A 25,161-nucleotide genomic window follows, 5' to 3' on the forward strand; every position below is an offset into this window, starting at 1 on the left:
GTGTGCACCCTCCCTACTGGGCTGTCAAACGAGTCCGAATCGCCTTCGTTGCCGCAACCATGTTTCGTAATGACTGAACGGTTTCTTCTCTCCCTCTTGTCTTCAGTCCGCAATCCGGGTTGATCCAAAATTGATCTGGCGGAAGTACTTGTACACCCCGTGCTACCATATCTTCCATTTCTGAGACGGCCGGAATTCGGGGGCTATGGATATCGTATACGCCGAGTCCGATGCCTTTATCATACGTTCCTGTTTCGAACACAGACACGAGCTCTCCGTGGCTGCGGGACGTTTCAATCGAAATCACATCGGCATCAAGTTCGCTGATGACATCCATGAAATCATGGAATTCGCAATAGCACATATGTGTATGAATTTGGGTACTCGGTGCGACGGTAGAGGTCGCTAGACGAAACGCTCTGACAGCCCATTCGAGATAAGCTGCCTGCTCTTCGTTTTTGAGCGGCAATCCTTCACGCAGCGCTGGTTCATCGACTTGAATCATGAGAATCCCCGCTTCTTCCAAGGCTTCTATTTCTTTTCGCAATGCCAACGCGATTTGTTCCCACACTTCTTGCCTGGCGACATCGACTCGAGCAAACGACCAATTCAGAATGGTTGCTGGGCCAGTTAACATCCCCTTCATTGGTTTGTCGGTCAATGATTTTGCATACACACTTTCTTTGACCGTCATCGGTGCCACAAACTCCACATCTCCGTAAATAATAGGTGGCTTCACGCAACGCGAACCATATGACTGTACCCAGCCGTTTTTTGTGAACAAAAAGCCATCGAGCTTTTCGCCAAAATACTCTACCATATCAGTTCGTTCGAACTCACCATGAACGAGGACATCCAGACCGAGCTCTTCTTGTATTTCGATCCATTCCTTGATTTGCGCCTGAATAAAAGCATCGTATTGCTCCACTGTCCAGGTCCCTTTTTTAAACTGCTGTCGGGCTTGGCGAACTTCCGCCGTCTGCGGGAAGCTTCCGATTGTGGTAGTTGGCAACAGTGGCAGCTTCCACGTATTATGTTGAATCTCTCGACGTTCGAGATAAGGAACACTTCTTTCAAGTTTTGCAGCAGCTATTTGACGTAAAGCATTCTTCACTTCTCGCCGATTCCTCGCTGGGGATAATGCCAGCTTCAGCAAGTCCGCTTCATTTTGGGCGATATCTTTCGAAATGACATATTTACCATATCGGAATCCTCGGACTAAAAGCTGCACTTCCCCAATCTTTTCGTCTGCAAACGCCAATGCAGGCATGACTTCCTCTGGCAAGTCACTTTCTGCTTCAACTGTTACAGGGACATGCAACAAACTACTGGACGGCTGCAGCCACAGCTTTTCGAGTGGAACGATCTCGGAAATTTCTTTGACCAGCTCCCATTTCTCCTCAATGGACATACGCCATATGTTTCGACCGTCGATGATTCCCGCTCCGAGAATCTTGTCTGCTGGAAACCCGTGTTTTTTCAGATTGGTCAGATTGCGCTTCGCTCCGTGTACAAAATCAAGACCAATTCCTTTTACCGGTAAGGAAATCAGCTCCTCGTACCAATCCACCGCTTCAAAATAGGTTTGCAGCATGCACTGTAGATGTGGCAGTGCCTGACCGATTTGCGCATAGATTCGTTTGATGATGACACGATCATGCTCCGATACATCCAGTGCAAATGCAGGCTCATCGATTTGCACCCATTCCACGCCGTGCAGCTCCAACTCGCGGAGAACGTCTATGTAGAGCGGAACGAGTTGATCCACAACGATCTCAAATTCGTTTTTCTCATATCCTTTTGACAATTTGACAAATGAATACGGGCCTACCAGGACAGGCTTTCCGATGATGCCAAACTTTTCTTTGGCCTCCAAATATGCCAGGAGAGGCTTGTTCTCGGTTATGGCTGGTTGTCGTTCACCGAACTCCGGGACGATATAATGGTAGTTCGTGTTAAACCATTTCGTCATTTCGCTGGCGACAGCATCCTTCGAACCGCGAGCCATGGCGAAGTATGTGGCTAATGAAACCGGGCCTCCCTCGTATTCATAACGCTTGGGGACCATTCCAAACATCACAGCCATATCCAGCATGTGATCGTAGTACGTAAAGTCACCCACCGGGATCAGCTCGACCCCTTTTTCCTGCTGACGCAGCAAGTTTTGGTGACGGATTTGCTCCATTTGCTGTACCAGGCTTGCCTCATCGATGGTCCCTGCCCAAAATGCTTCCAATGCCTTTTTCCACTCGCGGTTCTTCCCGATCCGTGGATATCCCAAATTGCTGCTTTTCATGAGCTTCCTCTCCATTCTCATTCGATCTTGACTTGAATCCGCCCAATAAAAAAGGCATCTCCAACGATCCAAAAGAACGTTAGAAATGCCAAATAAGCACTGAGATCACAGCATCCTAACACCTCCCTATCTCCCGTAGGTTAAGCAGTGTCGTCGAAACAGGCAGGTCTCCTGACTTTGGGATCATCATCTGCACATGCCTTCCCAATCCGTTTGGATCAGTGGCTGATAAATGTGCCGACTCCCCTCATACAGTGGCGGGACCGTGTCGGATTCTCACCGACTTCCCTTTTCATCCTTGGTCGATCTTGCTAACCAAAGAACCTGTTCCCACTCCTATGAAATTGTCATGGTTCTGTGAAGTGCCCTAGTAAACGAGCAGGGCAGCATACTGTTCATACAGTAACACAGAATCCATTTTTTGTCATACTAAAATGTAAAATCAGCATCGGTCAACGGCTCTACGTTTAGCGTGCGGACATAACCATTTCCTTTTTTCGAGAAGAAGTCATGCTGCTTCGTCTGCGTGCGAATGCCGTTCAGCACGATCGGGTTCACTTCTTCCTCCGGGAATAGCGGGTCCAGCCCCAGATTCATCAATGCTTTGTTCGCGTTGTAGCGCACATAAGCATGAACCTCGTCAGCCAACCCGATTTCCGTATACAACGAAGTCGTATACGCCTCTTCATTTTCTTGCAGCTCATGCAAAAGGGCATACAGCTCCTCTTTTGCTGCGGTCTGCTCGACCACACTCAGACCTTGATAGACTTCTTGCGCGAGAACGCCGACATAGAGTCCGTGGATGCTCTCGTCGCGAACAATCAGGTCGATAATTTCCCCGCTGCTTGTCATCTTTCCTTGCCCCGCCAAATAGAGCGGATAGAAGAAGCCGCTGTAAAACAGATAGCTTTCCAGGAAGACGGACGCTACCATCGCCATGTACAAGTCTTTTGGTTTCTCAATTTCTTGATAGCGTTTCGAGATGAGGGCGGCTTTCTTTTGCAAATGTGGATTGTTTTCTACCCACGAAAAAATACCGTCAATCTCTTCTGTCGATGCCAGCGTTGTAAAAATACTGCTGTACGATTTGGCATGGATTTGCTCCATCATGCCCATGAAGGCGAGAACCGCTTTTCTTTGCAGTCCATCGACATGCTCCATGATCTTCGGCATCCCTACTCCTCCTTGAACCGTATCCAGCAAGGTGAGACCGCCCAATACTTTTTTATACGTGTCCCGTTCAGTCGCACTGAGCTCCATCCAGGACATCTTGTCATCTGACAGCGGAATCTCATCATCCGTCCAGAACTGCATGATGTTTTGATTCCAAAACGTCATCGTAAAATCGTCGTCCGGCCTGTTCCAATTGACTGCTTTCATATGGCGTTCCTCTTCTCTTTGTGCTTGATGCTTTTCCATTTATAAATCGAGTCCACTAAACAGCGCAGCTAATGCACTCTTCTACAGTCAAATGCTTCGTACGTGTATAGTAGAGCGACTTCAGACCTTTTTTCGCTGCGTAAATGTAATAGCGAGCCAGTTCTCTGGTGGAAATATTGCTGTTCACGTGCAGCACAGTCGATATTCCTTGGTCGATGTGCTCTTGAATTTCGGCAATCAAATCAATTACTTTGAATTGATCGATTACATACGCCGATTTGTAGTAAAAATAGTTTTCCTGCGACAAGTACGGCATCGGATAATACGTCGTAGAGTTGGCATACGTTCTTGTTTCGATATGCTCAACGATTGGCATCACACTAGAAGTCGCATTCTGAATGTAGGAAATGCTCTGTGTCGGCGCAATCGCCAAACGGTACGCATGGTAAACGCCATGCTTTTGCACCTTTTGCTGTAGGTCAGCCCAATCCTCTGGCGTCGGAATGTGCATTCCTTCGAAGAGAAGCTTTGCTTTTTCCGTCCGAGGGCTGTAATCGTTCGTTACGTACTTGTTAAAATAAGTGCCTTTTGCATATTCCGATTGTTCAAAGCCCAAGAACGTCTTGCCTGTTTCCTTGGCAATTTCCATGCTTTTTTCCAAGGAGTAGAAGTTCATCATCATGAAAAACGTACGAGCGAAATCCTTCGCTTCTTCACTCTCGTAAGCGATTCTGTTCTTTGCCAGATAACCGTTCAGGTTCATCGCACCAAGCCCTACGGAGTGCAGCTCGCGGTTTGCCTTTTGAACGCCTGGAGCGTTTTCTACACGCGTCATGTCACTGACGGCAGTAATGGCTTCGATTCCTTCGTGAACGGATTCACGGATCATTTTTCGTTCCATCACATTGACAATATTGAGCGATGCCAGATTGCAGCTAATATCGCGACGGATGATATCCATCTCGCCGTAATTGGTGATCGTCGAAGTCTCTTGTAGCTGGAAGATTTCCGTGCACAGGTTGGACATTTTTACCGAACCGAGATCTTTCAGCGCATGGTTGTTGTTCGCATTCGTTTTGTTCATGATGTACGGATAGCCCGATTCCATTTGGATCATCGCGATTTTGGTCAACATCTCGCGTGCGCTCATCACAGTCTTTTTCTTGATGCGATCGTTTGCCAAGAGCTCCTCGTACATGTCATCGAGGTCCATATCATCCAGATGTACGCCGTATTCTTTGTACACGGAGAACGGAGCAAACACGGTCAACGGCTTGTTTTCCTCAGCCAGCTTGTAGAACACATTCGGTACGATCAGGCCGATGGACAACGTTTTGATACGTGCTTTTTCATCCGCATTGATCTTTTTGCAATCGAGAAACTCGTTGATATCCCAGCCGAAGATGTTGTAGTACGCTGCTCCTGAGCCTTTGCGTTGGCCCATCTGATCCGCGTAGGAAAACGCATCCTCCAACAGCTTGAGAACGGGCATGACACCTTTTGCTGCGCCCTCGACGCCTTTGATCGGCTCTCCCCGTCCGCGAAGCTTGGACAGGTTCACAGCTACACCGCCGCCAATTTTGGATAGCTGCATACAAGTTCCCAAAATAAAGTTGATGGAGTTCAGTGAATCATCCATTTCGAGCAAGAAGCAGGAGACCATTTCCCCGCGGCGGCTTTTGCCTGCGTTCAGGAAGGTTGGTGTCGCTGGCTGCAAGCGTTGATCCATCATGGATACTGTTAAACGCTTGGCGAGCTCAAAGTCACCTTGTCCAAGGGACAGTGCCACAACGGCCACCCGGTCTGGATACTGCTCCAAGTACATCGATTTATCGTTCGTTTTCAAGGCGTAATCTTTATAAAATTTGGAGATAGCCATGTACGAAGCAAATTGAAAATCAGCATCATAGGCCAAACGGAAAACTTCATCGACCTGCTCAACAGTGTATGTTTCATAGACGTTTTCATAGAAGTCATTCTCGATCAAATAGTCCATGCGTTCTTTGACACTGCCAAAAGTCATCGTGTTGGACTGCACTTCTTCCATGAAGACCGCAACCGCTTCCCGATCCTTTTCCAGTTGATAAAATCCGTCATTGCCACGCTGCATCAGTTCGTTGTTCAATTCAATATGCCGCAATTGCTGCCACCCCACTCGTAAATTGTTCCACGTCACGGCCGGTACCGGACAGTTCAAATTTAGAAATCACCGGAACGCCGTATTGGCTCGCGATCGTATCCGCGCTTTTGGCAAAGCTGGTTCCCCAGTTGCGGTTGCCGCTGGCAGATACTCCGCGCAGATGGACATGATTTCGCTTCAGGAACGTCGCCACCTTCTCCGGCACTTGTCCGAATCCCGTCGTGTATGTGATCAAAATGAATGGCTCGTCCAGCACCATATCTTGATCAATTTCCACATGTGGCAAATTAATTTTGTTGACGAATCTTCGGACGTTTCCTGTTTTTGAATCATAAGCGATTATCATGTCCCTCATCCTATCCTGCATTTTTTACTCTGTATGTATGTTATTTAGCCAAAGTAAAAGCGCATCCGACGTTTACATGTCGAATGCGCGTGATGACTTCCATCTAGCAATTCGCCAATGCGAATTGAGCGCTCGAACACTTCCCTATCTCCCGTAGGTTAAACAGTGCAAGCGGTTAGGCAGGTCTCCTGGCTTTTGGATCATCGCTCCATTTTTACCTTCCCGATCGTTCATGATCAGTGGCATTCTTCCGCAAATGGAACTCTCTCATTACAGTGGCGGGACCGCGTCGGACTCTCACCGACTTCCCTATTAAGTCTACCAAATCTGGCTGGCAAACACCTTACCGCATCAATATGTAGTTGGTAAAACTTACTTTACCTCAATATATCGTAGGAGTCAAGCTCAGTATGCGCTCTTTTCGAAAACTAACTATTCTCCTTTTTCGGCTATTGCTAATCTCTGGTTCTCGTTCATATAATAGATTTTGTGCGTGTTGGTTAGCCATGGAAAGATTGGAGAGTAGCCCTCATGAAAAGCACCGACTATCAACCTGTCGTCATTCCTCGTTCTTACAGTAAACGCATGACTTATCAAGAGCGGGACTATCATATTTTCGTAAGTATTCCTGCCGATCCCCCTCCGGAATCAGGCTTTCCCGTCATATATTTGCTAGATGGCAACTCTGTTTTTGCCACCATGACCGAAGCGATACGGATACAATCACGTGGCCCTGAACGAACTGGCGTGTATCCTGCTATCGTCGTCGGGATTGGGTATCCAACGGACGATCCGTACCATCCTGCCCGTTTCTTTGATTACACGTATGAAGTTCCCGCCTCAGAGCTTCCTGGCAACCCAAAAGGAGCCGACTGGCCTCAGATGGGGGGAGCCGAGCAGTTCCTCACCTTTTTGGAGGGGGAGCTCAAGCCTAGCATCGAAAACGACTTCCCCATCGATCGGACGGAGCAAGCGATTTTTGGACATTCACTTGGTGGGTTGTTTGTCTTGCATGTACTTTTGTCGAGACCACACGCTTTTCAGCGGTATATAGCTGGCAGTCCCTCGATCCACTGGAATGAGAGTGTTCTGATTGCGAAGGAGAGCCAATTGCCGAGCCTGCTGACAGATGACCTCGACGTCCATGCGCTCCTCACCATCGGGGAGCTGGAAAACGATGGCCGGTTCTTGGTCAAAGAAAAATCCCTGGCGATGGTCGAACGATTGTCCTCCATGGGCAAAGGTCAAATCAAGGCTTCCTTCCAAGAATTTGCGGCCGAAAATCATTCGTCCGTTTTGCCAGTCTTGGTTAGCCAAGGACTCAAATTCGCTACGAAAAAAACTGCCCGCTAAAAAACGGGCAGTTTTTGTTTATCATGATTCGCTTACTGTAGAGATAACACTTTGGTGATTTGGGGCAGCTCTTCGATGGCAGATACAATCGTCGGTGTAATCTCTTCATCGGCCACAGAGATAAGCAGGGCATTCTTCCCTTTTTGCTCGCGCGATACATTCAACTTGGAAACATTGATTTGATATTCAGCCAGTTTTCGTGAGACGTCATATATCACGCCTGGATAATCGATATGGTGAACCAACAACCCATGGGCCCCTGGAGGTATGCGACACGCGCAGTAATTGATTTCACTGATGTACACTTCTCTCCAATCTTGCGCGAAGGTATACTTGTTCGCCCCTACCCGCAAAACCGCCAAATGATTCGCATATTCGCCGGAGCTATGTTGGACAGGTACCTTCGTACCGAGTCCTTCCACTAACAGCGTTGCGATTTCCTCTTTATTTTCATGAGCAAGAATACTTAATTGTGCACTCGCTAACTCTGGCTCGAGTCTTCGAATCAGTTCAGCCAGCTCACGCAGTCCAGCATGTTGGGTCATGTGATGCCTTCACTCTCCCAGTCAGGTTTATCCTTGTTTTCACGGCAGAATCCATGCTTCTGGCTCTTTCTTGATGGAGGATTCATTATCAGCACGATACCAAGCCGTCAACGTTTGCCCATCTTTCGTATAGTAGATGCGGTAGATGGTATTGCCTTTTCCGCTGTTGGTAAAAGGACTTTCTTCCAGCGGAACCGCTGTCACTCCACCCGAGGTAACAACCCCGCCGTTCTCCTTGATGACGTTTTGGATCGTCGCCATATGCTCTTTCCCCAAGGAGGCCATCCCGAAATAAGAGATGATCGCCAAGAGAACCGCTCCGGCCAAAAACGAAACGATAATCACTTTTGATTTTTTCGCAGCATCCACCGAGTGCTTCCCCCGTCTTATCTTAGTTCTCTTTATCGACTAAGCGTACCTTGTCAATCGTACCGCCACCCAAGCATACTTCCCCATCGTAGAAGACGACAGCCTGACCAGGTGTCACTGCTTTTTGCGGCTGATCAAATACCACTTCTACGGTACCATCCTCCAGCGGATGAACGGTTACCCCCTGATCCGGCTGGCGATAACGGAATTTCGCTGTACAAGTAAACGTTTCGGAAGGCTTCTTGTCACTCACCCAGCTCACGTTGGTCGCCAAGAGACTCTTCGAGTACAGACGAATATGATCAGAGCCTTCACCGACGATCAGGACATTCCGCTCCAGATCTTTGTCTACAACAAACCAAGGCTGTCCGCTCGTGCCATGACCTCCGCCAATACCCAAGCCTTGTCGTTGACCCAGTGTATAGTACATCAGTCCGTCGTGCGTACCGATGACTGCTCCATCTACGGTCTCGATATTTCCTTGTTTGGCAGGCAAATAGTTTTGCAAAAACTCGCGGAAGTTGCGCTCGCCAATAAAGCAGATCCCTGTACTATCCTTCTTTTTCGCTGTATAGAGTCCTGCTTTCTCTGCGATCTCCCTCACTTGAGGTTTCGGAAGGTGACCAATCGGGAACATCGTTTTGGATAGCTGTTCTTGGCCCAATACATTCAAGAAGTAAGTCTGGTCCTTGTTGTTGTCAGCACCACGAATCAGCTTGTACTCACCATCGATGTACTTGACCTGCGCGTAATGGCCGGTAGCAATATAATCTGCCCCAAGATCCATGACCTTGGCGAGAAGCTCACCGAACTTGATTTCACGGTTGCACATGACATCCGGATTCGGTGTACGTCCCCGTTTATATTCATCCAAAAAATACTGGAATACCTTGTCCATGTATTCTTTTTCAAAGTTTACCGTGTAATATGGAATGCCGATCTGTTCACAGACGCGCCGGACATCCTGGAAGTCTTCTTCCGCCGTGCAGTGGCCGAATTCATCGGTATCATCCCAGTTTTTCATGAAGATGCCGATGACGTCATATCCCTGTTGCTTAAGCAGGTAAGCCGTCACGGAGGAGTCGACTCCGCCGGACATGCCGACAACGACGCGTGTATCTTCTGGTCGCTTCATAAGTCTTTCTCCTCTTTTTCAATTTGTACCATTACAGATTACCATGTTTCACAAAACAAATCATGTTTTGTTGCACTTTTGCCCGATAGAATAAAAAACGCCTGACGCGTAGTTGGCGCCAGACGTTGGTTAACAAGCTTAAGCCTGCGAAGATTCATCCTTGATTTCCGCGCGATATCCCTCGATGCTTTCTTCACGACGCTGATTTTTCGCTTCGAGGGTTGCTTTTTCCTCAGCAGAAATCTCTCCAGCATGAGCCGTCAGGTAATCTTCGGACTCACGAATGTTCTCTTCCGTATTGGAAATCATCTGTTGAAGTTTTTCTGCGTTGTCAGAACGGTCATCCGGCTTCGCCATAATCGATACGCCTCCTACAAAGGGTTATATTCAACACCTTTACCATTGTGCGCCAATCATGGTTTCTTTATGTACCCGTGTTATAATAGAAGAAACGGATTAAACGAAAAAGAGGGTTTCACCTATGGCTTCCTTAGATTTGTTGGAAAGAAAGCTGCTTCGGATCATCTCTGATACCGATCCTGTACGACTGAAACGACAATGGGTGAAGGGGCAAAAGGTACCTGAATCCGAAGTGGAACAGCGCATGCGAATCGATCTTCTCTTGCGCAGACTCGACAAGCTACCTGAGGCCAAGCGCCAAGAAGTGCTGGCGCTACTCAAATGGTTTAGCTGGTAGAAGATTAACGGATGGACGTTCCCAGACGCCACTGACCGTCTATCCGATTCATTTGCTTCCTATCTACAATCGCCTCTTGATTCAGCGGTCCGTAGATGTGCGGATAAAGCAATCCATCCTTCGCTGCCTCGTATTTGACTTCCGAAGTCGTTTTTGTTTCATCGACAACGAGTACATACAACTCCTCGTCAAACTGTGCATAGACACGGTTTGCTACCTTTTCAAGCAGCTCGTCCCCTTTTGTCGCGTGAATAAAGCCTTCCTGGTCGTAATCGCGTGGTAAATAATGATCCTTGTCCTTCCACTTTTCCCAGTATGCTTTTGGTACCATGCAGTAAATAATAGAGTTTTGCATGTTTCTCCTCCGAATTCGATTATTTTTTTGGCATTGCTTTGTTCAGGTGACGCATAGCTTTATCATAGAACATCTGGTCCATTCGCCCCTGATCATATCGCCATTGAATGAAGTTACGCAGAGAGTGCAAATCCACCCAGGCATCCTTCGCTTGCGGATTGCGGTCAGGTACCTCTCCCGTTACTTCACCTTCGTAGACAAGCTTCGCCATCTCAGTTGGGTGCATACCGATCTGATAAGCGATTTGGTGTAAAGCTATTTTCATGGAACCTCCCCTTGCTCTTCATGGGATACATCTTATCTTCCGTCTATTGTGCCAGTCTTTTCGAATGATGCCAAGCCCCAAGCACTACTCCCAAAGGATGTACCTTCCTCCCTTGCGTTTTGCTACAATGAACAGAGTATTTGAAGGAAGGGGCGGTATCCCATCATGTCAAAACAACAAAATCAACCACGAAAGAAATGGTTCCAGCGAAAACGCATCTGGGTTCCCCTTCTTTTCGTCACTTTCCTGTTTCTGGGTAACAGCTCTTACCTTGCAAAAGAGCCAGAAGGCGAACCTTTTTTACTTGCTCATCGCGGGATGGCACAAACCTTTCATATGGAGAACATCACCAATGAAACGTGTACGGCGGAACGGATTTATCCACCGGAGCATCCGTACCTGGAAAATACGATTCCGTCCATGCAGGCGGCTTTTGATGCGGGCGCGGACGTTGTGGAGCTCGATGTACAATGGACGAAAGACAATCGATTCGCGGTGTTTCATGACTGGACGCTCGACTGTCGGACAAACGGTACCGGTGTCACGAGAGATTATACCCTGGCCGAATTACAACAGCTTGACATTGGCTACCATTATACAGCGGATGAAGGGAGAACCTTCCCCTTCCGTGGAAAAGGGATTGGCATGATGCCCTCTCTCGATGATGTGCTACAAACATTCCCTGATCGCTCGCTACTTATCCATATTAAAAGCAATGACCCACTCGAGGGGAAGGCGTTAGCGGATGTTTTGGCAAAATTGCCTGCTGAACGACTGGCACAGCTCTCAGTTTATGGCGGTGACAAGCCAATCGAGACATTGAAACAACAACTGCCCCAGTTGCGTGTGATGTCTATGGCGACTATGAAAAGCTGCCTGATCCCGTACATCGCAACCGGTTGGTCCGGATATGTACCAGAAGCTTGTGCGCAAACCCAATTGCATATTCCTGATCAGATTGCCCCATGGCTCTGGGGTTGGCCGAATCGTTTCATGGCAAGAATGGAGGCAAAAGACACCCGCGTGATCCTAGTCGCAGGGAGTGGAGATGTGTCGCAAGGCTTTGATGTTCCGACTGATTTAAAACGAGTTCCAGAGAGCTTTACAGGGGGAATATGGACGAACCGGATTGATCTAATTGGTCCAGCCTTTCACGAAAACGCAGAAAAATAATGAAACGATTCTCCAATATATTCGTATATACTTATACGGAATAGACTTCGAACCTAACTAGGAGTGATTGATATGCTCAAGAAGCTTTTGAAAAATTTACTCGGTAATCACTCATCTTCGCACAAGTACCGGAAATACAGTAGCAGCGATTACAAGCATCGCAGAAAATACAGCTCTAGCAATCGGTACGGACGTTCCCATTACGGCAGCTCTCATTATAAAAGAAAGCACTCCAGCCGTAGCTTCTTCAGCAGTTAAACAACTGTTTAACAAATGATCAGACAACAAAACTCCGCTAACGCTAGCGGAGTCTTTTCATTTAACGAGACATGATTTCTACGAAACGATCCAGTGGCAATGCATGTACGGTTCTGTTTTTCTGGCCTTGTATCGTTTCCGCCATCAACATGGAGTTCAGGATCGCTTCCTTGACTGCTTCGATTGCTGCTTCAAACAGTGCATCCAGTTGTTCGGACGGAAACATTTTCACTGTGCTCATTTGCTCGTCGCCATATGAATAGCAATTTCCTGTGGAGAAGGTCAGAAAGAAATCACCGCTGCCCTCCTCGCCAATTGCGCCGAGCTGTGCCATCGCGAGTGACGCTCGCTTGGAAATGCGCTTGCATTGTGTTGGCAAGAGAGGCGCGTCTGTCGCAATTGTTACCAAGAAAGAACCATCATTTTCAGGTGTTACCCACGGCAATGGAACTTCATTTTCGGAGATCATCTGGCCCACAGGAATACCATTTACTTTTAAATCCTGTCTTCTTCCAAAATTCGTCTGCACCAATGTCCCGACAGTAAACGTGCCACATTCAGTCTCAACGATGCGTGAAGAGGTTCCGATTCCGCCCTTGAATTCGAAGCAGATCATCCCGGTACCTCCACCCACATTGCCTTCCTCGACATTTCCTGTTTGCGCCTCTACAATCGCTTCTTCCAAATCCTCATACTGAATCTGCGTCTTTTCGAGATCACTTAACCAACCATCCCAAGTCTCCGCGACGATTCCATTAGAAAACGGTTCAAGCCCCTCGATTTTTCTCGTCGCACGAGCAAGATGATGATGTGCCAGCCCTAGCAGATGGCTTCCCGTAAATACAATCGGTGTCACAAGCGTACCGGTCTCTTCTATCCAGTGACTTCCCGTAAACTCTCCCGTACCGTTAAAGGAGAAAAAACCAGCAGGAAAATGCTGCCCCTCCAATTGTCCCTCGTTGGGAATTATCACCGTAACACCCGAACAAACGTCTTCCTTGAGAATCGTTTTGTGGCCGACCCGCACTCCTTTTACATCCGTAATTGCATTATACGCTCCTGGGGTACCCGTCCCAATCAATACGCCACATTCTCTCGCTCTTTTTCTCGTCATGTTACTCTCCTGTCGTTTTGAATCTCCCCATAATAATGGTGTTGTAATAATTGCCATCGGAAAGAACTTTGTCGTTTTTCAGTACCCCTTCGATTTCAAAGCCAAACCGTTTGTACAACTCAATTGCCTTTTCATTCGTTTCCATTACATTCAACGTCATTTTGGTAATGTGGTTGGCGTCTGCCCAGGCAATCGATTCCTGCAAGAGATTTTTCCCGATGCCATAACCCCAGAACTCTTGCAAGACGCATACACCAAACTCAACTTTGTGCGCAAATCTGTTTAAGTAAACACCTGCACATCTGGAGAACCCGACAATCCGATCCTGTACAACCGCCACTAAAAACAAATTCCTAGTACTTTCTGCATCCGTTTTGATGATGTGTTCGAATCCTTGCCCATCAATGAAGGCCTCTCCTCTTTCTCTGTCCAAATTTTCAGTCTCCCCATCGATTTGCAGGCGCAGTTCCGACAATTGTTGTGCATCTGTTTCCATTGCAGAGCGAATCGTGTAAGATAACCCGTTCACAGAAAGTAGTTGTTGGCTGATTACCATCCTTCTTCTCCTATTGGTAAAATTTTGGTCTTTTATTCTATCATAGGTAGAAGTTTTTGTGAATCTTCTCTCTTCATAAGGAGAGAGGGAGGAAGTTTGTTTACATAATATTTATTATGTTCACTTATACGACAAACTGTGGATATGCTACAATATGGGAAAGGAGCGTGCTCGCATGAATTTTTCCAAATCATTTTATTATACGGTCGACCATTCCAAGGTAGAGGAATATAAGAAGATGCTCGATCTAATGAAAATCCCCTACATCGTGGAAGCACCAATCGTCTTGTTGAATCAAGGAGCGAATGAATACTCCTTTATTTTTCCTAACATGTCAGGTCGTCTTTATGGAATGGTGAGCAAGTTATTTCAAGCGGATGGGAAGCCATATCCGAACAATAGAACATAGGCAAAAAAAAGGACCCAATGATTGGGTCAAAATAGGAAGTGGAGAGAATGCATGCTATGTAATATATTCTAACACAAGAAATTCAAACGTCAATCGAACTTTCGAATTTTCCGTGTTTTTATGTTAGGTTTTATGACATATCTACTTCCTTTTTTGTGCAAAGAAGAAAGAAGCCTTACGACGGGTCGACTTTCACGTAAGGTTTCTACACACACCTATGCATGTACATTGATAATTTTCTCCATCTCGATCCATTGACTACCCGTTTGGTTTGCTAATTGAACACGTCTCGCCTTCGGGTCAACCCATTTGACCACTCCCCACATGCTACATGTATTCCCCCGCTCCCCCTCAAAGGACACACACCAGCTCACATTCAAGGGATAATTCTCTCTTGCCGAATCTCGCAGCATGTACATAAATGCCTCTCTTTCTGCGCTCGTTACTTCAAGACTGCTGTTCGCCACGCTTTTCACCCGCCTACTTACGATCATTTGATATCCAGATCCTCATCCTGTGCAGGAATTTGTACTTACATTATAGTGACTACGAACATAAGTTCGCAACTCTTTTTTCAATTTCTTCATTTGAACCACTTGAAAAGTCTCCCCATTTGTTCTGCCAAGTCACGCTAATTGCTTTCTTTGGTAAGAATCTGTAAGAAAAAAGCCGTTTTCCCAATAGTTTTGGAAAACGGCCCTTGCTTTTAGCTTGATAATTCCTGTGGTTGATGCTGCGGTCTTTTCTCGACCAGCTCTAAAAACTTTCCGAAGGTAGAAGCGAGTATTTGTTGAAAAAGCATACCGAGAACAACGGGAAGCGCAACAGGCGCAGGAAAGTAGGTGATCGCCATAACTGCCCCTGCACTAATGTTTCTCATCCCACTGTTGAAGGTTAACGTGACGATCACATCACGCTCCCATCCGAACAACCTTGCGATCCCCCACCCCATCAAATAACCCAAAATGGCTACTACCAGTACGAGCACCGCCATTTTCACCAGTTTAGCGTCCATCATATGAAAGTAAGACGAGACCATCGAGCTGTTGATTGCTACGACAACACCCATTCCCATCTTAGAAAATGGCGCTAATTTTGGTGCCAGCGTTTTTTTGACGTTCCCGTTTGATAAATGATTGAGCAGCATACCGACAAGAGATGGCAACACAATCATATAAAACAAACCCTTCATCAGTTCAGCCAAATCCATCTCGACTGTTGCCCCTAAAAATAAGGACATCCCCAGCGGAACTATCAATGGGGAGAGCATTGTATCCAACAAAATAATGGATAGCGTGAGTGCGATGTTTCCGAAATAAATCGACGACCATAAGAAGCTCGTGATCCCTGTGGGAATTAAGGCCGCCAACAAAAAGCCCGTGATGACATGAATATCGTCTGGATAAAACAACCGTGCCATTGACCAAGCAACAAGCGGCATAAGTGCATGAAGAATCAACAAGTTGACGATTAAAGGGAGCGGTCTGGTCAGTACCTTTGCAAATTCTTTAAATCCTGAACCCAGACTTCCGGTAAATGTCATGAAGGCAAACACCCAAGGAGACAAAAAAGCAAACGGTTGTAAATGTGTCCCCGCTATTACGCCAATGGCAACACTACTCGGCGTTAGTATGGGCATGATTTTCTCAAGCGATCGATTCAGTTTGGCTAACCCGTTCATTTGATACACCTCAAGTCTCGTCCTTTGATGCTATTGATGTGAGGTATGTTATCATGAACAGATTGTTGTTACAAGACCAAAGTTCATTATTAGATTGCATGCAGGTCATTTATTTGCAAATTCACCTTGTATACTTTCATGTATGGGAGTAAAGCCTATGACGGAAAGGAGGTATTTTATGAACGGAATGGATTGGGTAGAATTTATCCGAAAAACCGAAGATAAGATGTATCACCTCCATCGAGCGATAGATGGAATCTGTAATGATCCCGACTATAAGGAATCGGTTACGACCTTGACGGAAGTGGTAAGAGATTATCAAGTCCTTGTGGAAAAAGCCAAGGGTGAATTACGCGGCATCGACCTTCATCGAGATCGAGAGCGCGCGCATCATTACGATCGTGATCTTCACTAGCCTATATAGACTCCCAGTTAGGGAGTTCTTCTTCATCAGGAAATCACAGAATATTCAATTCACCTTGATCATTCTGTCAAAAAAGACAGCAAAAACCTCACCCTACCCATGTAGTGTGTGAGGTTAGGAAAAATGGCTAGCCCTTCATTTTCTTTTCAATTGCCTTTAACGATTTCTTCTTCTGGCATGCCTCTTTTACATCCGTTGGCCACCGTTCTTCACTCAGCTTTTGCAAATCTTTTATCAATCGCTTGTCAGCTGTCACATGAATATTGGCATCTGGGAAGGCCTCTTTTAATTTCTTTCCGACTTCTTTTTGAATCGATTCCAGCTTGAACCGATTAAAATTCGTCACTTGAATAGCCACATCAAGCTCTTTATCGATTTGCATAACCACTATTTTGTCTATGCCCTTCACGTTAGCTGTAATCGATCTCGCTCGCTCTTCCCATTGATAATGTCTGACGGGAACAGGCATGCATAACGGTTCCGGTTCCGCTTTTTGCTTCGTTTCTGTACCAGATTGCTTCGAACACCCCGTTACGGTCAAAGCAAAAGCTAGTGTCAGCACCACGAAAGTTGCCCGCACACAAAACACCTCCTGACCAAAATCACCTGTTACTAGCTTGACCTTGAACGGAGGAAGTATGTAAAGAAAAAAGCGGTGACTCCTCTGCATAATTTGAGTCACCGCAGACCCCAAGAACGTTTCGAGTCCTAAGTACAAGGATATAAAAAATCGCATCGAAACGCGATAGGAGATGACTGGATATAAAATGGAACAAAAAAAATCCCAACCAACAAAAAGTGGTTGGGGCGTACGGGGTAGTACGCATATGTCATACGTGAATGATTTAATCATATAGGACTTGTTTTCTGTTGACAACGATCAATAATAGGTACATTTACCTATAGATGGAATAAAAAAATGGCGCCGACTTTGACTGCATCATTTAGTCGAACGCGTGGAATAGAATCCCCAAGATTGGATTATACTAGCTAGCTTGGATTACTTTTCTATTATCATGAAAACTCATCGTTTACGCTATGCGAAAATAATGGTAACAGGTGAAAATATTACCTATAAAGCTGGATCGACCGTTGAAACCTTCTGTTGAAATGTGTTACATGCTACAAAAAAGCCAGCCAGAAGTTTCTAATCGTGTTATGATATCCCTGTAAAATCTTGAGGAGTTGAGTACATGAATAGAGAGCAATGGACAGCGGTCGATCACTATTTTACGGATAAATTACTGGAAGCCGATTCCGTTTTAGACACAGTTCTTCAAGAGAACGCAGCTGCAGGTCTTCCAGCTATTGATGTAGCACCCAATCAAGGTAAATTCCTTCATCTGTTAGCACGGATCCAAGGAGCTCGTTCGATTTTGGAAATTGGCACTCTGGGTGGATACAGTACCATCTGGTTAGCCCGCGCACTCCCTGCTGACGGTCGTCTCGTTACTCTCGAATATGATCCAAAGCATGCGGAAGTTGCACAATCGAACATTGCCCGCGCAGGACTGGATCAGATCGTGGAAGTGAAGGTCGGACTTGCCCTTGATTCTCTCATCCAACTTCACAATGAAAATCAGGGTCCTTTTGATTTTATTTTTATCGATGCAGATAAAAAAGGAAACCCCGACTATTTTCAATGGGCATTGAAGCTCTCTCGCAAAGGTACTGTGATTATCACGGATAATGTTGTACGAAGTGGTCAAGTCGTGGACGAAACAAGCACGGATCCCAATATTGTCGGTGTACGTCAATTCACCGATTTAGTAGCTGAAGAGCAACGTGTCAGTGGAACCGTTGTACAGACAGTTGGCAGCAAGGGCTATGATGGCTTTGCGATCATGCTAGTCAACGGGGGAGAACTAGTCTTTTTCACTTTCAAAGGTTCTAACGAGTAGGAGTGTGTACATCTTGTTTAGGCTCGGTTTACCTAGCTTTATGCTCATCGCTAATGTCATTTTGGTTCTCGCTGTACTATCGCTGATTATCAAAGTGTTGGTGAAGAGAGAATAGCCTGTATTTTTTGGAGGTGCTTTTCCGTGGAGCCATTGCGTTATCGGACCCTCGATTTACGAGAAGTAACTGAGGCAGATCTCCCTATATTTTTCAACCAGCAATTGGACAAATCTGCTCATAAGATGGCAGCCTTTACTGTCAAGGACCCTGAAGATAGAGACGGATTCACCGCTCATTGGACAAGAATTTTGAACAATGAATCGATTGTGAAAAGAGCCATTGTCATGAGTGGGCAGGTTGTCGGTAATGTTTCGTGCTTTGAGCTGTTAGGCTTGCCTACGATCGGATACTGGATTGACAAAAGCTTTTGGGGCAAAGGAATCGCGACAAATGCACTTGCCCTCTTTTTAGAGGAACTCCGAACACGTCCTGTATATGCGCGTGTCGCCCATGACAACCTCGGATCCATTCGTGTGCTAGAAAAAAACGGTTTTCAGCCTTTCGGTGTCGATCGAGCCTTTTCGGAAGCACGAGGCGAAGAAGTGGAAGAACTCATTCTGATCAAACACACATGAGGTCAGAAGAGCTTACCGTGAGCGCTTCTCCTCTTTCTTATGCAGAAGAAATCATTTTTTAAATGGAAAGGACAACCTGCATGCAAGCAACGATATCTACCTTGCACTTAGAAACAGAACGCCTTATCATTCGTCCTTACACAGAGGATGATTTAATGGAATCTTTTGAACTCATGCAAAACCCAGAGTTATTTACCTACCTGCCCATGAACGTTATGCCTCTGGAAAACTACAAACGCTTATTTCACTGGCTACGAAGCAGTTATGACACCCCTTTTGACCAGCCTTTTAAATATTCAGTGGCCATACGCGAAAAGGCTACTGGCAGGTTCATTGGCTGGTGTGGTGTGGGCGTTCTCGATTTTCTGGCTCCGGAAAAAGAGCTCTATTATTTAATCGGACGGGATTATTGGGGGAACGGCTACGCTTTTGAAGCTGCCTCCGCTCTTACTACGTACGCGTTTGATGTAATCGGATTGGATCACTTGTACGCAAAAGCACACCCAGACAATAAAGCATCGCTGCGCATCATTGAGAAGCTCGGCTTCTCGTTTGAACGTGTCTTAGACGGCCTGACTGGGGACGACGAGGACTGCAACGGTGAATGGTTGTATGTTTTGACGAAATAAACAAGCCATTCTTTCGAAAAGCATTCGTCAAAATCTTCCTACATGTGCTATAATAAAAGTGCAGTACAATTAAACGCGGTAGTTCTTAAGATGATCTCCTTTATCAACGAGGATCATCTTTTTTGTTCTTTCTTGCAAACATTACATGACGAAAGGTTGTAGATGATATGAATGCATTGCCTTGCCAAGGCTGTAAAGGATTGTGCTGTGGTCCTGTTCCTATAACAGAGAAGGAATATAAAATGATACACAAGAAATTGAAAGCGCTTCCAAATAAGCTCCGTGACAATCTGAAAAATCAACCGAGATTGTTTGGGACTTGTATCTTCTACGACATGCAAAAAGATCAGTGTGGTATTCATAGCGTTCGACCGGAAGTGTGTCGCGCTTTTGGGTATCACAAAGACCTTGTCTGTTTTCGCAAACCGGAATTGGCGACGAAGGAAACGCTGACCTTCAAGGAGACGCATATTGGGTATTTGAGTATTGATTTTACTTGGAAGCATTTTTAAAGAAAGGAATTTGGGGTATGGTTGGAGTTCGCTTTATGCTTCGCGCGTATTTTCCAAAAAGTCCATCGAAGAAGTCTTACAATATGATGATAAGCAATAAAATAAAACTGGGGGGGTGAAATTTTCCTCGGCCGGATTGGTCGTTAAAGGGAAATGTCATCATCGCCCCTTCTTTGACCTCTTCATTCGCACGTCCCACATACATCCGCAAAGGGATGGTATTATAAGGAGGCTATTTTATGCTGAGGAAGAGTACAAATGCAGGGAGAAGGTCAGCAGTAATGACTGGGGTGTTGTTAATAGCCGGGTTGGTTACAGGTATGTTAAGTGTTGTTCCGGTTATAGATGGAGCCGAATACCTTGTCAAGGCTTCTGCAAATGAAAACCAGGTACTACTAGGAGCATTTTTCCAGTTGTTCATGATTGTTTCCTATGTAGGTATTCCTATTTTGTTGTATCCCGTTCTAAGTAAGCATAACAAAGGTTTAGCTCTTGGATCTGTTGCTTTTGGCATCATTGCGGGTGTGTTCATTATTCTCGGTGTCATCACTCTTCTCTTGCTATTGACAATAAGTCATGAATTTGCAAAAGTTGGAGCTTTGCATGTATCGTATTTTCAGACCCTGGGTGGCTTGTTACGGGAAGGACGTGATTTGGTCAACCATGTGGCAACAACACTTGCATTTGTTTTGGCTATGTTCTTGTTTACCTACATATTTTACCAAACAAAGCTAGTTCCACGATGGTTGTCAGTCTGGGGTCTGATTGGGTCTACATTGTCTATATTGGCGAGCTTGTTATTTATGATTCGCTTCATCGGACTGGATACTGCCTACATGATGTTGAACATTCCAATAGCCTTTCAACAATTGGTTTTGGCTATATGGCTAATCATGAAAGGATTCACCCCAACGGAGCAAGATTCAATTCGAACAGGCTAGATTAATCCACATACTTTAATCCAGAGCCCCCATACACATAAAAGGCAACCGCAGTATAGAACGAGTTAACATGGTTCTACACCACGGTTGCCGTATTTTTTGGTCATTTGGCCTTTCGCTCTACTATCAATTCCAATTGATTAAGCTTGAACGGCTTTTTTCAACGCTTCCAGACCATCTGTATAGATTCCGTGGAACAGCTTGATAACTTCATCCTCGCTAACCCCTACCGGTGTAAATGTACCAGACCATTCCACCAGCGTTCCTTTACTACCATTTTCACGAACACGAAGCGTGGATTCATAATTGGTGACAGGAAATGGCGCCTGCATAATGGAGTAGGTGTAAGAGCGCTCTTTGTCATTGAAGCCTACCAGGCGCTCAATAATCACATCGCCGTCCGGATTTTCCAACCGACGCACCCGTCCACCTTCGCTCAGTTCGCTGCTTGGGATATAAGGAAGCCAGTCCGGAAGTGAGTTAAATCCACCGATCAAATTCCATACTTGATCAGGAGAAGCAGAGATTTCAATCGTTGCCATTGTGTTTGCCATGTTGATTACTCCTTTTATAGTTAGATTGGTAGTGGAGCGTCTTGTGCCACCAGTTTCTGTTCACGCATTTCCTGCCAGAATGCTACAGGAATCACTTCGTTCATAGCAGCTACATCCTCCGTGATTCGATCCGGGCGACTCGCACCAGGGATGACGGCAGCAACCGCCGGATTCGCAAGCACAAATTGCAGCGCAGCAGCCTTGATACTAATATTGTGACGATTGGCAATCACTTTGATGCTATTGACTTTTGCAATGATTTCAGGCGATGCTTTCTGATACTCGAAGTGGGTACCTCCCGCCAAAACACCTGAACTGTACGGCCCTCCAACAATAATCTTGGCATTCATTTTTGCCGCGTTTGGCATCACGCGTTGCAAGGCTCGGTCATGATCCAGCAGGGAGTAGCGACCAGCCATCAAGAAAGCATCCGGCTGTGCTTCATCCAATGCCATCGCGATCTCGATTGGCTCTACACGGTTTACGCCGAGGCCCCACGACTTAATGACACCTTCATCACGTAAACGAGTCAGGGCACGAAAGGCACCTTTTCGAGCACTTTCAAAGTGTGAAAGCCACTCGTCGCCATAGAAGTCCTGTGCGATATCATGAACGTAGACGATGTCCAGGCGATCAGTCTGCAACCGTTTCAGGCTGTCCTCGATCGAGCGAAGCGTACCGTCTTCACTGTAGTCCACGTGGATCTTATTTTTACGACCATATTCGAACAGTCCGCCTTTTTCGCCCAAGTCACGCAAGGTTGGATCTTCGAGTTCATCCAGGATGATACGTCCAACCTTTGTGCTCAACACATACTCGTCACGCGGACGTTTCGCGAGGGCTTCACCCAGGCGAAGCTCAGCCAAGCCAGCACCATAAAATGGGGCGGTGTCAAAGTACCGGATGCCATTCTCCCAAGCAGCATCGACAGTAGCCAGTGCTTCTTCTTCCGGGATGTTGCGGAACATATTGCCCAGCGGAGCCGTACCAAAACCAAGTTGTTTCCCCTGCAAAATGTACTTCATATATGAATTCCTCCTAAAGAATTTGATTTACTACTTTCGTATCGACGATATCCCTTGAACGATATAATCGTCTTCTTCAAAGGCGATCATGGTCTTGAGACTCATTATGTGGTATAGCCTCATCAAAAAAAAGAACGCACTTTTTAGTGCTATAGGAACCCGGAAGTAACATATTGCTATAACAATGTTTTAGACTGTTCCAATAAAAGAAAAAGCGGTGGTTTAAGACCTTGATAATGAAAGTCTTAAACTGCCGCTGATATTGTTTTACTTATGATTTGAATCCGTCTCCCAACAATCATGGTGCATCACAGATTGTCGCTGTCCTTTACTCCACACTTACCAAAACGCGCTCCAACGCATCCAACGCCTGTTCCGCGTCTGCTCCATCCGCAGTCAAGACGACCGATTGTCCTTTTGAAACAGCGAGGGACATGACGCCGATAATACTCTTGGCATTCACCTTCTTTTCATCCTTGTTCAATCCGATTTCACTGGAAAAGGAAGCTGCCACTTTCACAAACACAGTAGCCGGACGCGCATGTAATCCCTGTGCCAACTGGACGATGACCTGTCTCTCTCTCATTTGATTCACTCCTATCCCTTTCGCGTAAAATAACTACAGGCCTTCTATAGCAGTCAGCAGTTCCTCTACTTGATCCAAACGAGTCAATCCCGTTTCCTTGTCGACGATCGATGTATAAATGTGCGGAATGACCTGCTTTGCACCTGCGGCGAGGCATACCTCCACAATCGGGCGAATCGAAGCTGCATCGATCCCGCCAGTTGGCTCAAAAACAGGAATTCCATAACGTACGGCTGCTTCTGCCATCGCCTTGATTTCATTCAGCCTTTCCAGCCCATCTACCGGATAAAATTTGACGGAGTGAACGCCAATCTCCGCCAGCATCGCGGCGGCTGCATCGCAAGAGAGCCATTCAGACACTTTGTTGCTCATTGGTCCCGTAGTGATTTGAACCTTTCCCGATTGTCCGCCGGGGGCAATTAATGCATTCACGATGGTATGTGTGTTGCCGACTGCTTGTAGCCCCCCGAGCGTATAACCTGCTGCCGGAAATACCTGATTGACGTGATCCGGTTGGGTCTGCACCGCGACTTCTGCGACCTTTTTCCATTGAGTAGGATCACCTGCACCCAGCCCTACGGACACCGGAACACCTGCTTGCTGATATTGTTCAACAGCGGTTATTGCTGCTTCTACGGACGCAAATCCTTTGACCAAGATCCCGATCAGAGCGCGGCCATCAGCCACGGAACATATTTGTTTTGCGTTTTCTACATCCCTTGCCAAAACGTTTAAACGAATTTTTGGTGTGCCCACGTTTGTTATTCTCCTTCACCCTGTTTTTGCAGCAGTTCCTTCATTCGCGCTGCTATGATGTGCTCTTGTCCCTCGTGAAACGGTCGTGGATCAAAGGCAATCACTCCCGTATTCACATAATGGTTGCGGGTAAAAATAGCTGGATTTCCTTGTTCTAGCTGGCGTGTAAGCTCCCGAGCCGTCATTCCCGTCACTTGTTCGTCAAGCTGAATTTGCACACGATAGATCGCCCGGCCTGCCTCATCCTGTACGATCACTGCTTTCACACCGGACAAGCAGTTCAGTTCCCCTGCCAGCCACTCCACTCGTCTGCGCTGCTCGAGAACATTTAGTTTTTCAGGGTCGTACTGTCCAAGTGCTACAAGTAAACCCGCAATCGCTTCCTTTCCTACCTTCATGGCACGACCGACACCTTTATATTGCGCGCGACATGCGGCAACCAGATCGGCACGACCTGTGATAAAGCCAGACGTTGGTCCACCAATTGCTTTTCCGCCACTGTAGATGACCAGATCGGCACCCATCGCTATATAGCGCCGAAGATCTTCTTCCGCCGCTGCATCGACTATTACCGGAATTCCAAACTCCCTACCAAGTTGAAGTATCGCGTCTAACGACTGCATCCCTTTTTGAATCGCGTGGTGAGATTTGACAAAAAGCAGTGCTGCGGTCTGATCATCAATGGCTTCTCGCAAATGGTCTGCTTCTACGTGATTGGCATGCCCGACCTCTACGACTTTCCCACCGCCCAGTGCAATCATCTGTTGTACGGAAGCGCCGAAGTGCACCGCGTGTCCTTTTTGGATGATGATCTTGTTATTCAACCCTTCGGAAAAAGGAAGCCGCTCGATCAAACTCAACTGACAACCAGCTATGACTGCCGCTACACTAATGGCAATACCTGCAGCTGCTCCTGAGGTAGGACAACCGTCTTCTGCTCCGGTCGCCTCTGCGATATGACGACCTGCCACAATCATCAGCTCGCTGATTTCTACGTAATCCATGGCGGCTTCTCCCATCGCCTGTGCAATAGAAGGATGGACGGCACTTGCACCCAGTGCCGTCATCTTACCGCTTGCATTAATGACTTGCTTCAACCCTAGCTGCTGATAGATTCCCATGGTTTGC

Annotated in this window: 31 protein-coding genes and 2 riboswitches; of the genes, 11 read left to right on the forward strand and 20 right to left on the reverse strand. The window is 46.4% G+C overall.

All coding sequences use genetic code 11. From position 1 onward, the window contains the following. Positions 1-13 precede the first annotated feature (13 nt). From metE to nrdI, 4 genes are all read right to left on the reverse strand, one after another. Positions 14-2,296 (reverse strand): 5-methyltetrahydropteroyltriglutamate--homocysteine S-methyltransferase, encoded by a 2,283-nt coding sequence (metE, locus tag ASG16_RS28735; RefSeq protein ID WP_056487829.1) that lies wholly within the window; start codon positions 2,294-2,296, stop codon positions 14-16. 144 nt (positions 2,297-2,440) lie between these two features. Next, positions 2,441-2,639: riboswitch (cobalamin riboswitch) on the reverse strand. An 86-nt stretch (positions 2,640-2,725) separates the two neighbouring features. Further along, entirely contained in the window at positions 2,726-3,676 is a 951-nt protein-coding gene (gene nrdF, locus ASG16_RS28740) for a class 1b ribonucleoside-diphosphate reductase subunit beta (RefSeq protein ID WP_056487832.1), read from the reverse strand. Between the two features lie 55 nt (positions 3,677-3,731). Next, complete coding sequence (gene nrdE / locus ASG16_RS28745) at positions 3,732-5,816, reverse strand: class 1b ribonucleoside-diphosphate reductase subunit alpha (RefSeq protein WP_056487834.1); 2,085 nt, start codon at positions 5,814-5,816, stop codon at positions 3,732-3,734. Beyond that, on the reverse strand, positions 5,803-6,162 hold the full coding sequence (gene nrdI / locus ASG16_RS28750) for a class Ib ribonucleoside-diphosphate reductase assembly flavoprotein NrdI (protein ID WP_056487837.1): 360 nt from the start codon (positions 6,160-6,162) through the stop codon (positions 5,803-5,805). Before nrdI ends, nrdE begins: the two co-directional genes overlap by 14 nt. Before the next feature lie 161 nt (positions 6,163-6,323). Beyond that, positions 6,324-6,523, reverse strand: a riboswitch (cobalamin riboswitch). A gap of 170 nt (positions 6,524-6,693) precedes the next feature. Between nrdI and ASG16_RS28755 the strand changes: the two genes are divergently transcribed. Next, on the forward strand, positions 6,694-7,515 hold the full coding sequence (locus ASG16_RS28755; protein ID WP_056487840.1) for an alpha/beta hydrolase: 822 nt from the start codon (positions 6,694-6,696) through the stop codon (positions 7,513-7,515). Positions 7,516-7,547: 32 nt separating this feature from the next. On the opposite strand, the gene ASG16_RS28760 is transcribed toward ASG16_RS28755, so the two are convergent. The 4 genes from ASG16_RS28760 to tlp all read right to left on the reverse strand — a co-directional run bounded on the left by ASG16_RS28760 (position 7,548) and on the right by tlp (position 9,921). After that, positions 7,548-8,060, reverse strand: coding sequence for an ACT domain-containing protein (locus ASG16_RS28760; RefSeq protein WP_056487842.1), 513 nt, complete (start codon positions 8,058-8,060; stop codon positions 7,548-7,550). Positions 8,061-8,099: 39 nt separating this feature from the next. After that, a complete protein-coding gene (locus ASG16_RS28765) occupies positions 8,100-8,429 on the reverse strand; it encodes a hypothetical protein (protein WP_048033197.1) in 330 nt (109 codons plus the stop codon). 22 nt (positions 8,430-8,451) lie between these two features. Further along, positions 8,452-9,564, reverse strand: a complete 1,113-nt coding sequence (gene mnmA, locus ASG16_RS28770) for a tRNA 2-thiouridine(34) synthase MnmA (RefSeq protein WP_048033198.1) — start codon at positions 9,562-9,564, stop codon at positions 8,452-8,454. Positions 9,565-9,702: 138 nt separating this feature from the next. Further along, entirely contained in the window at positions 9,703-9,921 is a 219-nt protein-coding gene (gene tlp, locus ASG16_RS28775) for a small acid-soluble spore protein Tlp (RefSeq protein ID WP_007727168.1), read from the reverse strand. 124 nt (positions 9,922-10,045) lie between these two features. Between tlp and ASG16_RS28780 the strand changes: the two genes are divergently transcribed. After that, on the forward strand, positions 10,046-10,261 hold the full coding sequence (locus tag ASG16_RS28780; RefSeq protein ID WP_056487845.1) for a hypothetical protein: 216 nt from the start codon (positions 10,046-10,048) through the stop codon (positions 10,259-10,261). A gap of 4 nt (positions 10,262-10,265) precedes the next feature. On the opposite strand, the gene ASG16_RS28785 is transcribed toward ASG16_RS28780, so the two are convergent. Together ASG16_RS28785 and ASG16_RS28790 are read right to left on the reverse strand one after the other, a co-directional pair. After that, on the reverse strand, positions 10,266-10,616 hold the full coding sequence (locus tag ASG16_RS28785; RefSeq protein WP_056487848.1) for a DUF952 domain-containing protein: 351 nt from the start codon (positions 10,614-10,616) through the stop codon (positions 10,266-10,268). Between the two features lie 19 nt (positions 10,617-10,635). Further along, positions 10,636-10,881, reverse strand: a complete 246-nt coding sequence (locus ASG16_RS28790) for a hypothetical protein (RefSeq protein WP_048033202.1) — start codon at positions 10,879-10,881, stop codon at positions 10,636-10,638. Positions 10,882-11,046: 165 nt separating this feature from the next. On the opposite strand from ASG16_RS28790, the gene ASG16_RS28795 reads away from it, so the two are divergent. Both ASG16_RS28795 and ASG16_RS28800 read left to right on the forward strand, forming a co-directional pair. Beyond that, the gene (locus ASG16_RS28795; protein WP_056487851.1) at positions 11,047-12,054 is read left to right on the forward strand and encodes a glycerophosphodiester phosphodiesterase family protein; all 1,008 of its coding nucleotides are present in this window, start codon (positions 11,047-11,049) and stop codon (positions 12,052-12,054) included. A 72-nt stretch (positions 12,055-12,126) separates the two neighbouring features. Further along, entirely contained in the window at positions 12,127-12,312 is a 186-nt protein-coding gene (locus ASG16_RS28800) for a hypothetical protein (protein WP_082195948.1), read from the forward strand. 61 nt (positions 12,313-12,373) lie between these two features. Here ASG16_RS28800 and ASG16_RS28805 read toward each other — a convergent pair whose 3' ends face one another. Continuing rightward, a complete protein-coding gene (locus tag ASG16_RS28805) occupies positions 12,374-13,426 on the reverse strand; it encodes a P1 family peptidase (RefSeq protein ID WP_048033204.1) in 1,053 nt (350 codons plus the stop codon). A 1-nt stretch (position 13,427) separates the two neighbouring features. Then, the gene (locus tag ASG16_RS28810) at positions 13,428-13,982 is read right to left on the reverse strand and encodes a GNAT family N-acetyltransferase (protein WP_056487853.1); all 555 of its coding nucleotides are present in this window, start codon (positions 13,980-13,982) and stop codon (positions 13,428-13,430) included. A 175-nt stretch (positions 13,983-14,157) separates the two neighbouring features. Here ASG16_RS28810 and ASG16_RS28815 point away from each other — a divergent pair, with 175 nt between their 5' ends. After that, positions 14,158-14,391, forward strand: coding sequence for a hypothetical protein (locus tag ASG16_RS28815; protein ID WP_056487856.1), 234 nt, complete (start codon positions 14,158-14,160; stop codon positions 14,389-14,391). Between the two features lie 215 nt (positions 14,392-14,606). On the opposite strand, the gene ASG16_RS28820 is transcribed toward ASG16_RS28815, so the two are convergent. Together ASG16_RS28820 and ASG16_RS28825 are read right to left on the reverse strand one after the other, a co-directional pair. After that, positions 14,607-14,858 (reverse strand): YolD-like family protein, encoded by a 252-nt coding sequence (locus ASG16_RS28820; protein WP_056488510.1) that lies wholly within the window; start codon positions 14,856-14,858, stop codon positions 14,607-14,609. Positions 14,859-15,097: 239 nt separating this feature from the next. After that, the gene (locus tag ASG16_RS28825; protein WP_056487858.1) at positions 15,098-16,072 is read right to left on the reverse strand and encodes a bile acid:sodium symporter family protein; all 975 of its coding nucleotides are present in this window, start codon (positions 16,070-16,072) and stop codon (positions 15,098-15,100) included. 178 nt (positions 16,073-16,250) lie between these two features. Here ASG16_RS28825 and ASG16_RS28830 point away from each other — a divergent pair, with 178 nt between their 5' ends. Beyond that, positions 16,251-16,487: a hypothetical protein gene (locus tag ASG16_RS28830; RefSeq protein ID WP_056487861.1), complete on the forward strand. Its 237-nt coding sequence runs from the start codon at positions 16,251-16,253 to the stop codon at positions 16,485-16,487. Positions 16,488-16,623: 136 nt separating this feature from the next. On the opposite strand, the gene ASG16_RS28835 is transcribed toward ASG16_RS28830, so the two are convergent. Beyond that, entirely contained in the window at positions 16,624-17,076 is a 453-nt protein-coding gene (locus ASG16_RS28835; RefSeq protein ID WP_056487863.1) for a YhcN/YlaJ family sporulation lipoprotein, read from the reverse strand. 613 nt (positions 17,077-17,689) lie between these two features. Here ASG16_RS28835 and ASG16_RS28840 point away from each other — a divergent pair. The 5 genes from ASG16_RS28840 (at position 17,690) to ASG16_RS28860 (ending at position 21,112) form a co-directional block, all read left to right on the forward strand. Then, on the forward strand, positions 17,690-18,397 hold the full coding sequence (locus ASG16_RS28840) for an O-methyltransferase (protein ID WP_056487866.1): 708 nt from the start codon (positions 17,690-17,692) through the stop codon (positions 18,395-18,397). Between the two features lie 141 nt (positions 18,398-18,538). Further along, complete coding sequence (locus tag ASG16_RS28845; RefSeq protein WP_056487868.1) at positions 18,539-19,030, forward strand: GNAT family N-acetyltransferase; 492 nt, start codon at positions 18,539-18,541, stop codon at positions 19,028-19,030. An 80-nt stretch (positions 19,031-19,110) separates the two neighbouring features. Then, the gene (locus ASG16_RS28850) at positions 19,111-19,659 is read left to right on the forward strand and encodes a GNAT family N-acetyltransferase (protein WP_056487870.1); all 549 of its coding nucleotides are present in this window, start codon (positions 19,111-19,113) and stop codon (positions 19,657-19,659) included. A 167-nt stretch (positions 19,660-19,826) separates the two neighbouring features. Beyond that, positions 19,827-20,171: a YkgJ family cysteine cluster protein gene (locus ASG16_RS28855; RefSeq protein ID WP_056487873.1), complete on the forward strand. Its 345-nt coding sequence runs from the start codon at positions 19,827-19,829 to the stop codon at positions 20,169-20,171. Positions 20,172-20,410: 239 nt separating this feature from the next. Next, entirely contained in the window at positions 20,411-21,112 is a 702-nt protein-coding gene (locus ASG16_RS28860; RefSeq protein ID WP_056487876.1) for a DUF4386 domain-containing protein, read from the forward strand. Positions 21,113-21,252: 140 nt separating this feature from the next. Here the strand turns inward: ASG16_RS28860 and ASG16_RS28865 are convergent, their stop codons facing one another. The 5 genes from ASG16_RS28865 to ASG16_RS28885 form a co-directional block, all read right to left on the reverse strand. After that, positions 21,253-21,666 carry an SRPBCC family protein gene (locus tag ASG16_RS28865; RefSeq protein ID WP_056487878.1) on the reverse strand — a complete coding sequence of 138 codons (414 nt, stop codon included), beginning with the start codon at positions 21,664-21,666 and terminating at the stop codon, positions 21,253-21,255. Between the two features lie 20 nt (positions 21,667-21,686). Then, a complete protein-coding gene (locus tag ASG16_RS28870) occupies positions 21,687-22,691 on the reverse strand; it encodes an aldo/keto reductase (RefSeq protein WP_056487881.1) in 1,005 nt (334 codons plus the stop codon). Between the two features lie 328 nt (positions 22,692-23,019). Next, positions 23,020-23,277, reverse strand: coding sequence for an HPr family phosphocarrier protein (locus tag ASG16_RS28875; protein WP_056487884.1), 258 nt, complete (start codon positions 23,275-23,277; stop codon positions 23,020-23,022). A 33-nt stretch (positions 23,278-23,310) separates the two neighbouring features. Beyond that, a complete protein-coding gene (locus ASG16_RS28880; RefSeq protein WP_056487888.1) occupies positions 23,311-24,033 on the reverse strand; it encodes an EF_0839/AHA_3917 family putative aldolase in 723 nt (240 codons plus the stop codon). A gap of 5 nt (positions 24,034-24,038) precedes the next feature. Continuing rightward, positions 24,039-25,154: a DgaE family pyridoxal phosphate-dependent ammonia lyase gene (locus ASG16_RS28885; RefSeq protein WP_056487891.1), complete on the reverse strand. Its 1,116-nt coding sequence runs from the start codon at positions 25,152-25,154 to the stop codon at positions 24,039-24,041. Positions 25,155-25,161 lie beyond the last annotated feature (7 nt).

It is taken from the genome of Brevibacillus sp. Leaf182 (assembly GCF_001423865.2).
In the GTDB taxonomy this organism is placed as follows: domain Bacteria; phylum Bacillota; class Bacilli; order Brevibacillales; family Brevibacillaceae; genus Brevibacillus; species Brevibacillus brevis_C.

Excerpts from the sequence above, each read along its gene's own strand:
- metE (WP_056487829.1), bottom strand. The coding sequence starts at position 2,296 with ATGAAAAGCAGCAATTTGGGATATCCACGGATCGGGAAGAACCGCGAG.
- nrdF (WP_056487832.1), bottom strand. The coding sequence starts at position 3,676 with ATGAAAGCAGTCAATTGGAACAGGCCGGACGACGATTTTACGATGACG.
- nrdI (WP_056487837.1), bottom strand. The coding sequence starts at position 6,162 with ATGATAATCGCTTATGATTCAAAAACAGGAAACGTCCGAAGATTCGTC.
- ASG16_RS28755 (WP_056487840.1), top strand. The coding sequence starts at position 6,694 with ATGAAAAGCACCGACTATCAACCTGTCGTCATTCCTCGTTCTTACAGT.
- ASG16_RS28760 (WP_056487842.1), bottom strand. The coding sequence starts at position 8,060 with ATGACCCAACATGCTGGACTGCGTGAGCTGGCTGAACTGATTCGAAGA.
- mnmA (WP_048033198.1), bottom strand. The coding sequence starts at position 9,564 with ATGAAGCGACCAGAAGATACACGCGTCGTTGTCGGCATGTCCGGCGGA.
- tlp (WP_007727168.1), bottom strand. The coding sequence starts at position 9,921 with ATGGCGAAGCCGGATGACCGTTCTGACAACGCAGAAAAACTTCAACAG.
- ASG16_RS28780 (WP_056487845.1), top strand. The coding sequence starts at position 10,046 with ATGGCTTCCTTAGATTTGTTGGAAAGAAAGCTGCTTCGGATCATCTCT.
- ASG16_RS28785 (WP_056487848.1), bottom strand. The coding sequence starts at position 10,616 with ATGCAAAACTCTATTATTTACTGCATGGTACCAAAAGCATACTGGGAA.
- ASG16_RS28790 (WP_048033202.1), bottom strand. The coding sequence starts at position 10,881 with ATGAAAATAGCTTTACACCAAATCGCTTATCAGATCGGTATGCACCCA.
- ASG16_RS28795 (WP_056487851.1), top strand. The coding sequence starts at position 11,047 with ATGTCAAAACAACAAAATCAACCACGAAAGAAATGGTTCCAGCGAAAA.
- ASG16_RS28800 (WP_082195948.1), top strand. The coding sequence starts at position 12,127 with ATGCTCAAGAAGCTTTTGAAAAATTTACTCGGTAATCACTCATCTTCG.
- ASG16_RS28805 (WP_048033204.1), bottom strand. The coding sequence starts at position 13,426 with ATGACGAGAAAAAGAGCGAGAGAATGTGGCGTATTGATTGGGACGGGT.
- ASG16_RS28810 (WP_056487853.1), bottom strand. The coding sequence starts at position 13,982 with ATGGTAATCAGCCAACAACTACTTTCTGTGAACGGGTTATCTTACACG.
- ASG16_RS28815 (WP_056487856.1), top strand. The coding sequence starts at position 14,158 with ATGAATTTTTCCAAATCATTTTATTATACGGTCGACCATTCCAAGGTA.
- ASG16_RS28825 (WP_056487858.1), bottom strand. The coding sequence starts at position 16,072 with ATGAACGGGTTAGCCAAACTGAATCGATCGCTTGAGAAAATCATGCCC.
- ASG16_RS28830 (WP_056487861.1), top strand. The coding sequence starts at position 16,251 with ATGAACGGAATGGATTGGGTAGAATTTATCCGAAAAACCGAAGATAAG.
- ASG16_RS28840 (WP_056487866.1), top strand. The coding sequence starts at position 17,690 with ATGAATAGAGAGCAATGGACAGCGGTCGATCACTATTTTACGGATAAA.
- ASG16_RS28850 (WP_056487870.1), top strand. The coding sequence starts at position 19,111 with ATGCAAGCAACGATATCTACCTTGCACTTAGAAACAGAACGCCTTATC.
- ASG16_RS28855 (WP_056487873.1), top strand. The coding sequence starts at position 19,827 with ATGAATGCATTGCCTTGCCAAGGCTGTAAAGGATTGTGCTGTGGTCCT.
- ASG16_RS28860 (WP_056487876.1), top strand. The coding sequence starts at position 20,411 with ATGCTGAGGAAGAGTACAAATGCAGGGAGAAGGTCAGCAGTAATGACT.
- ASG16_RS28865 (WP_056487878.1), bottom strand. The coding sequence starts at position 21,666 with ATGGCAAACACAATGGCAACGATTGAAATCTCTGCTTCTCCTGATCAA.
- ASG16_RS28870 (WP_056487881.1), bottom strand. The coding sequence starts at position 22,691 with ATGAAGTACATTTTGCAGGGGAAACAACTTGGTTTTGGTACGGCTCCG.
- ASG16_RS28875 (WP_056487884.1), bottom strand. The coding sequence starts at position 23,277 with ATGAGAGAGAGACAGGTCATCGTCCAGTTGGCACAGGGATTACATGCG.
- ASG16_RS28885 (WP_056487891.1), bottom strand. The coding sequence starts at position 25,154 with ATGGGAATCTATCAGCAGCTAGGGTTGAAGCAAGTCATTAATGCAAGC.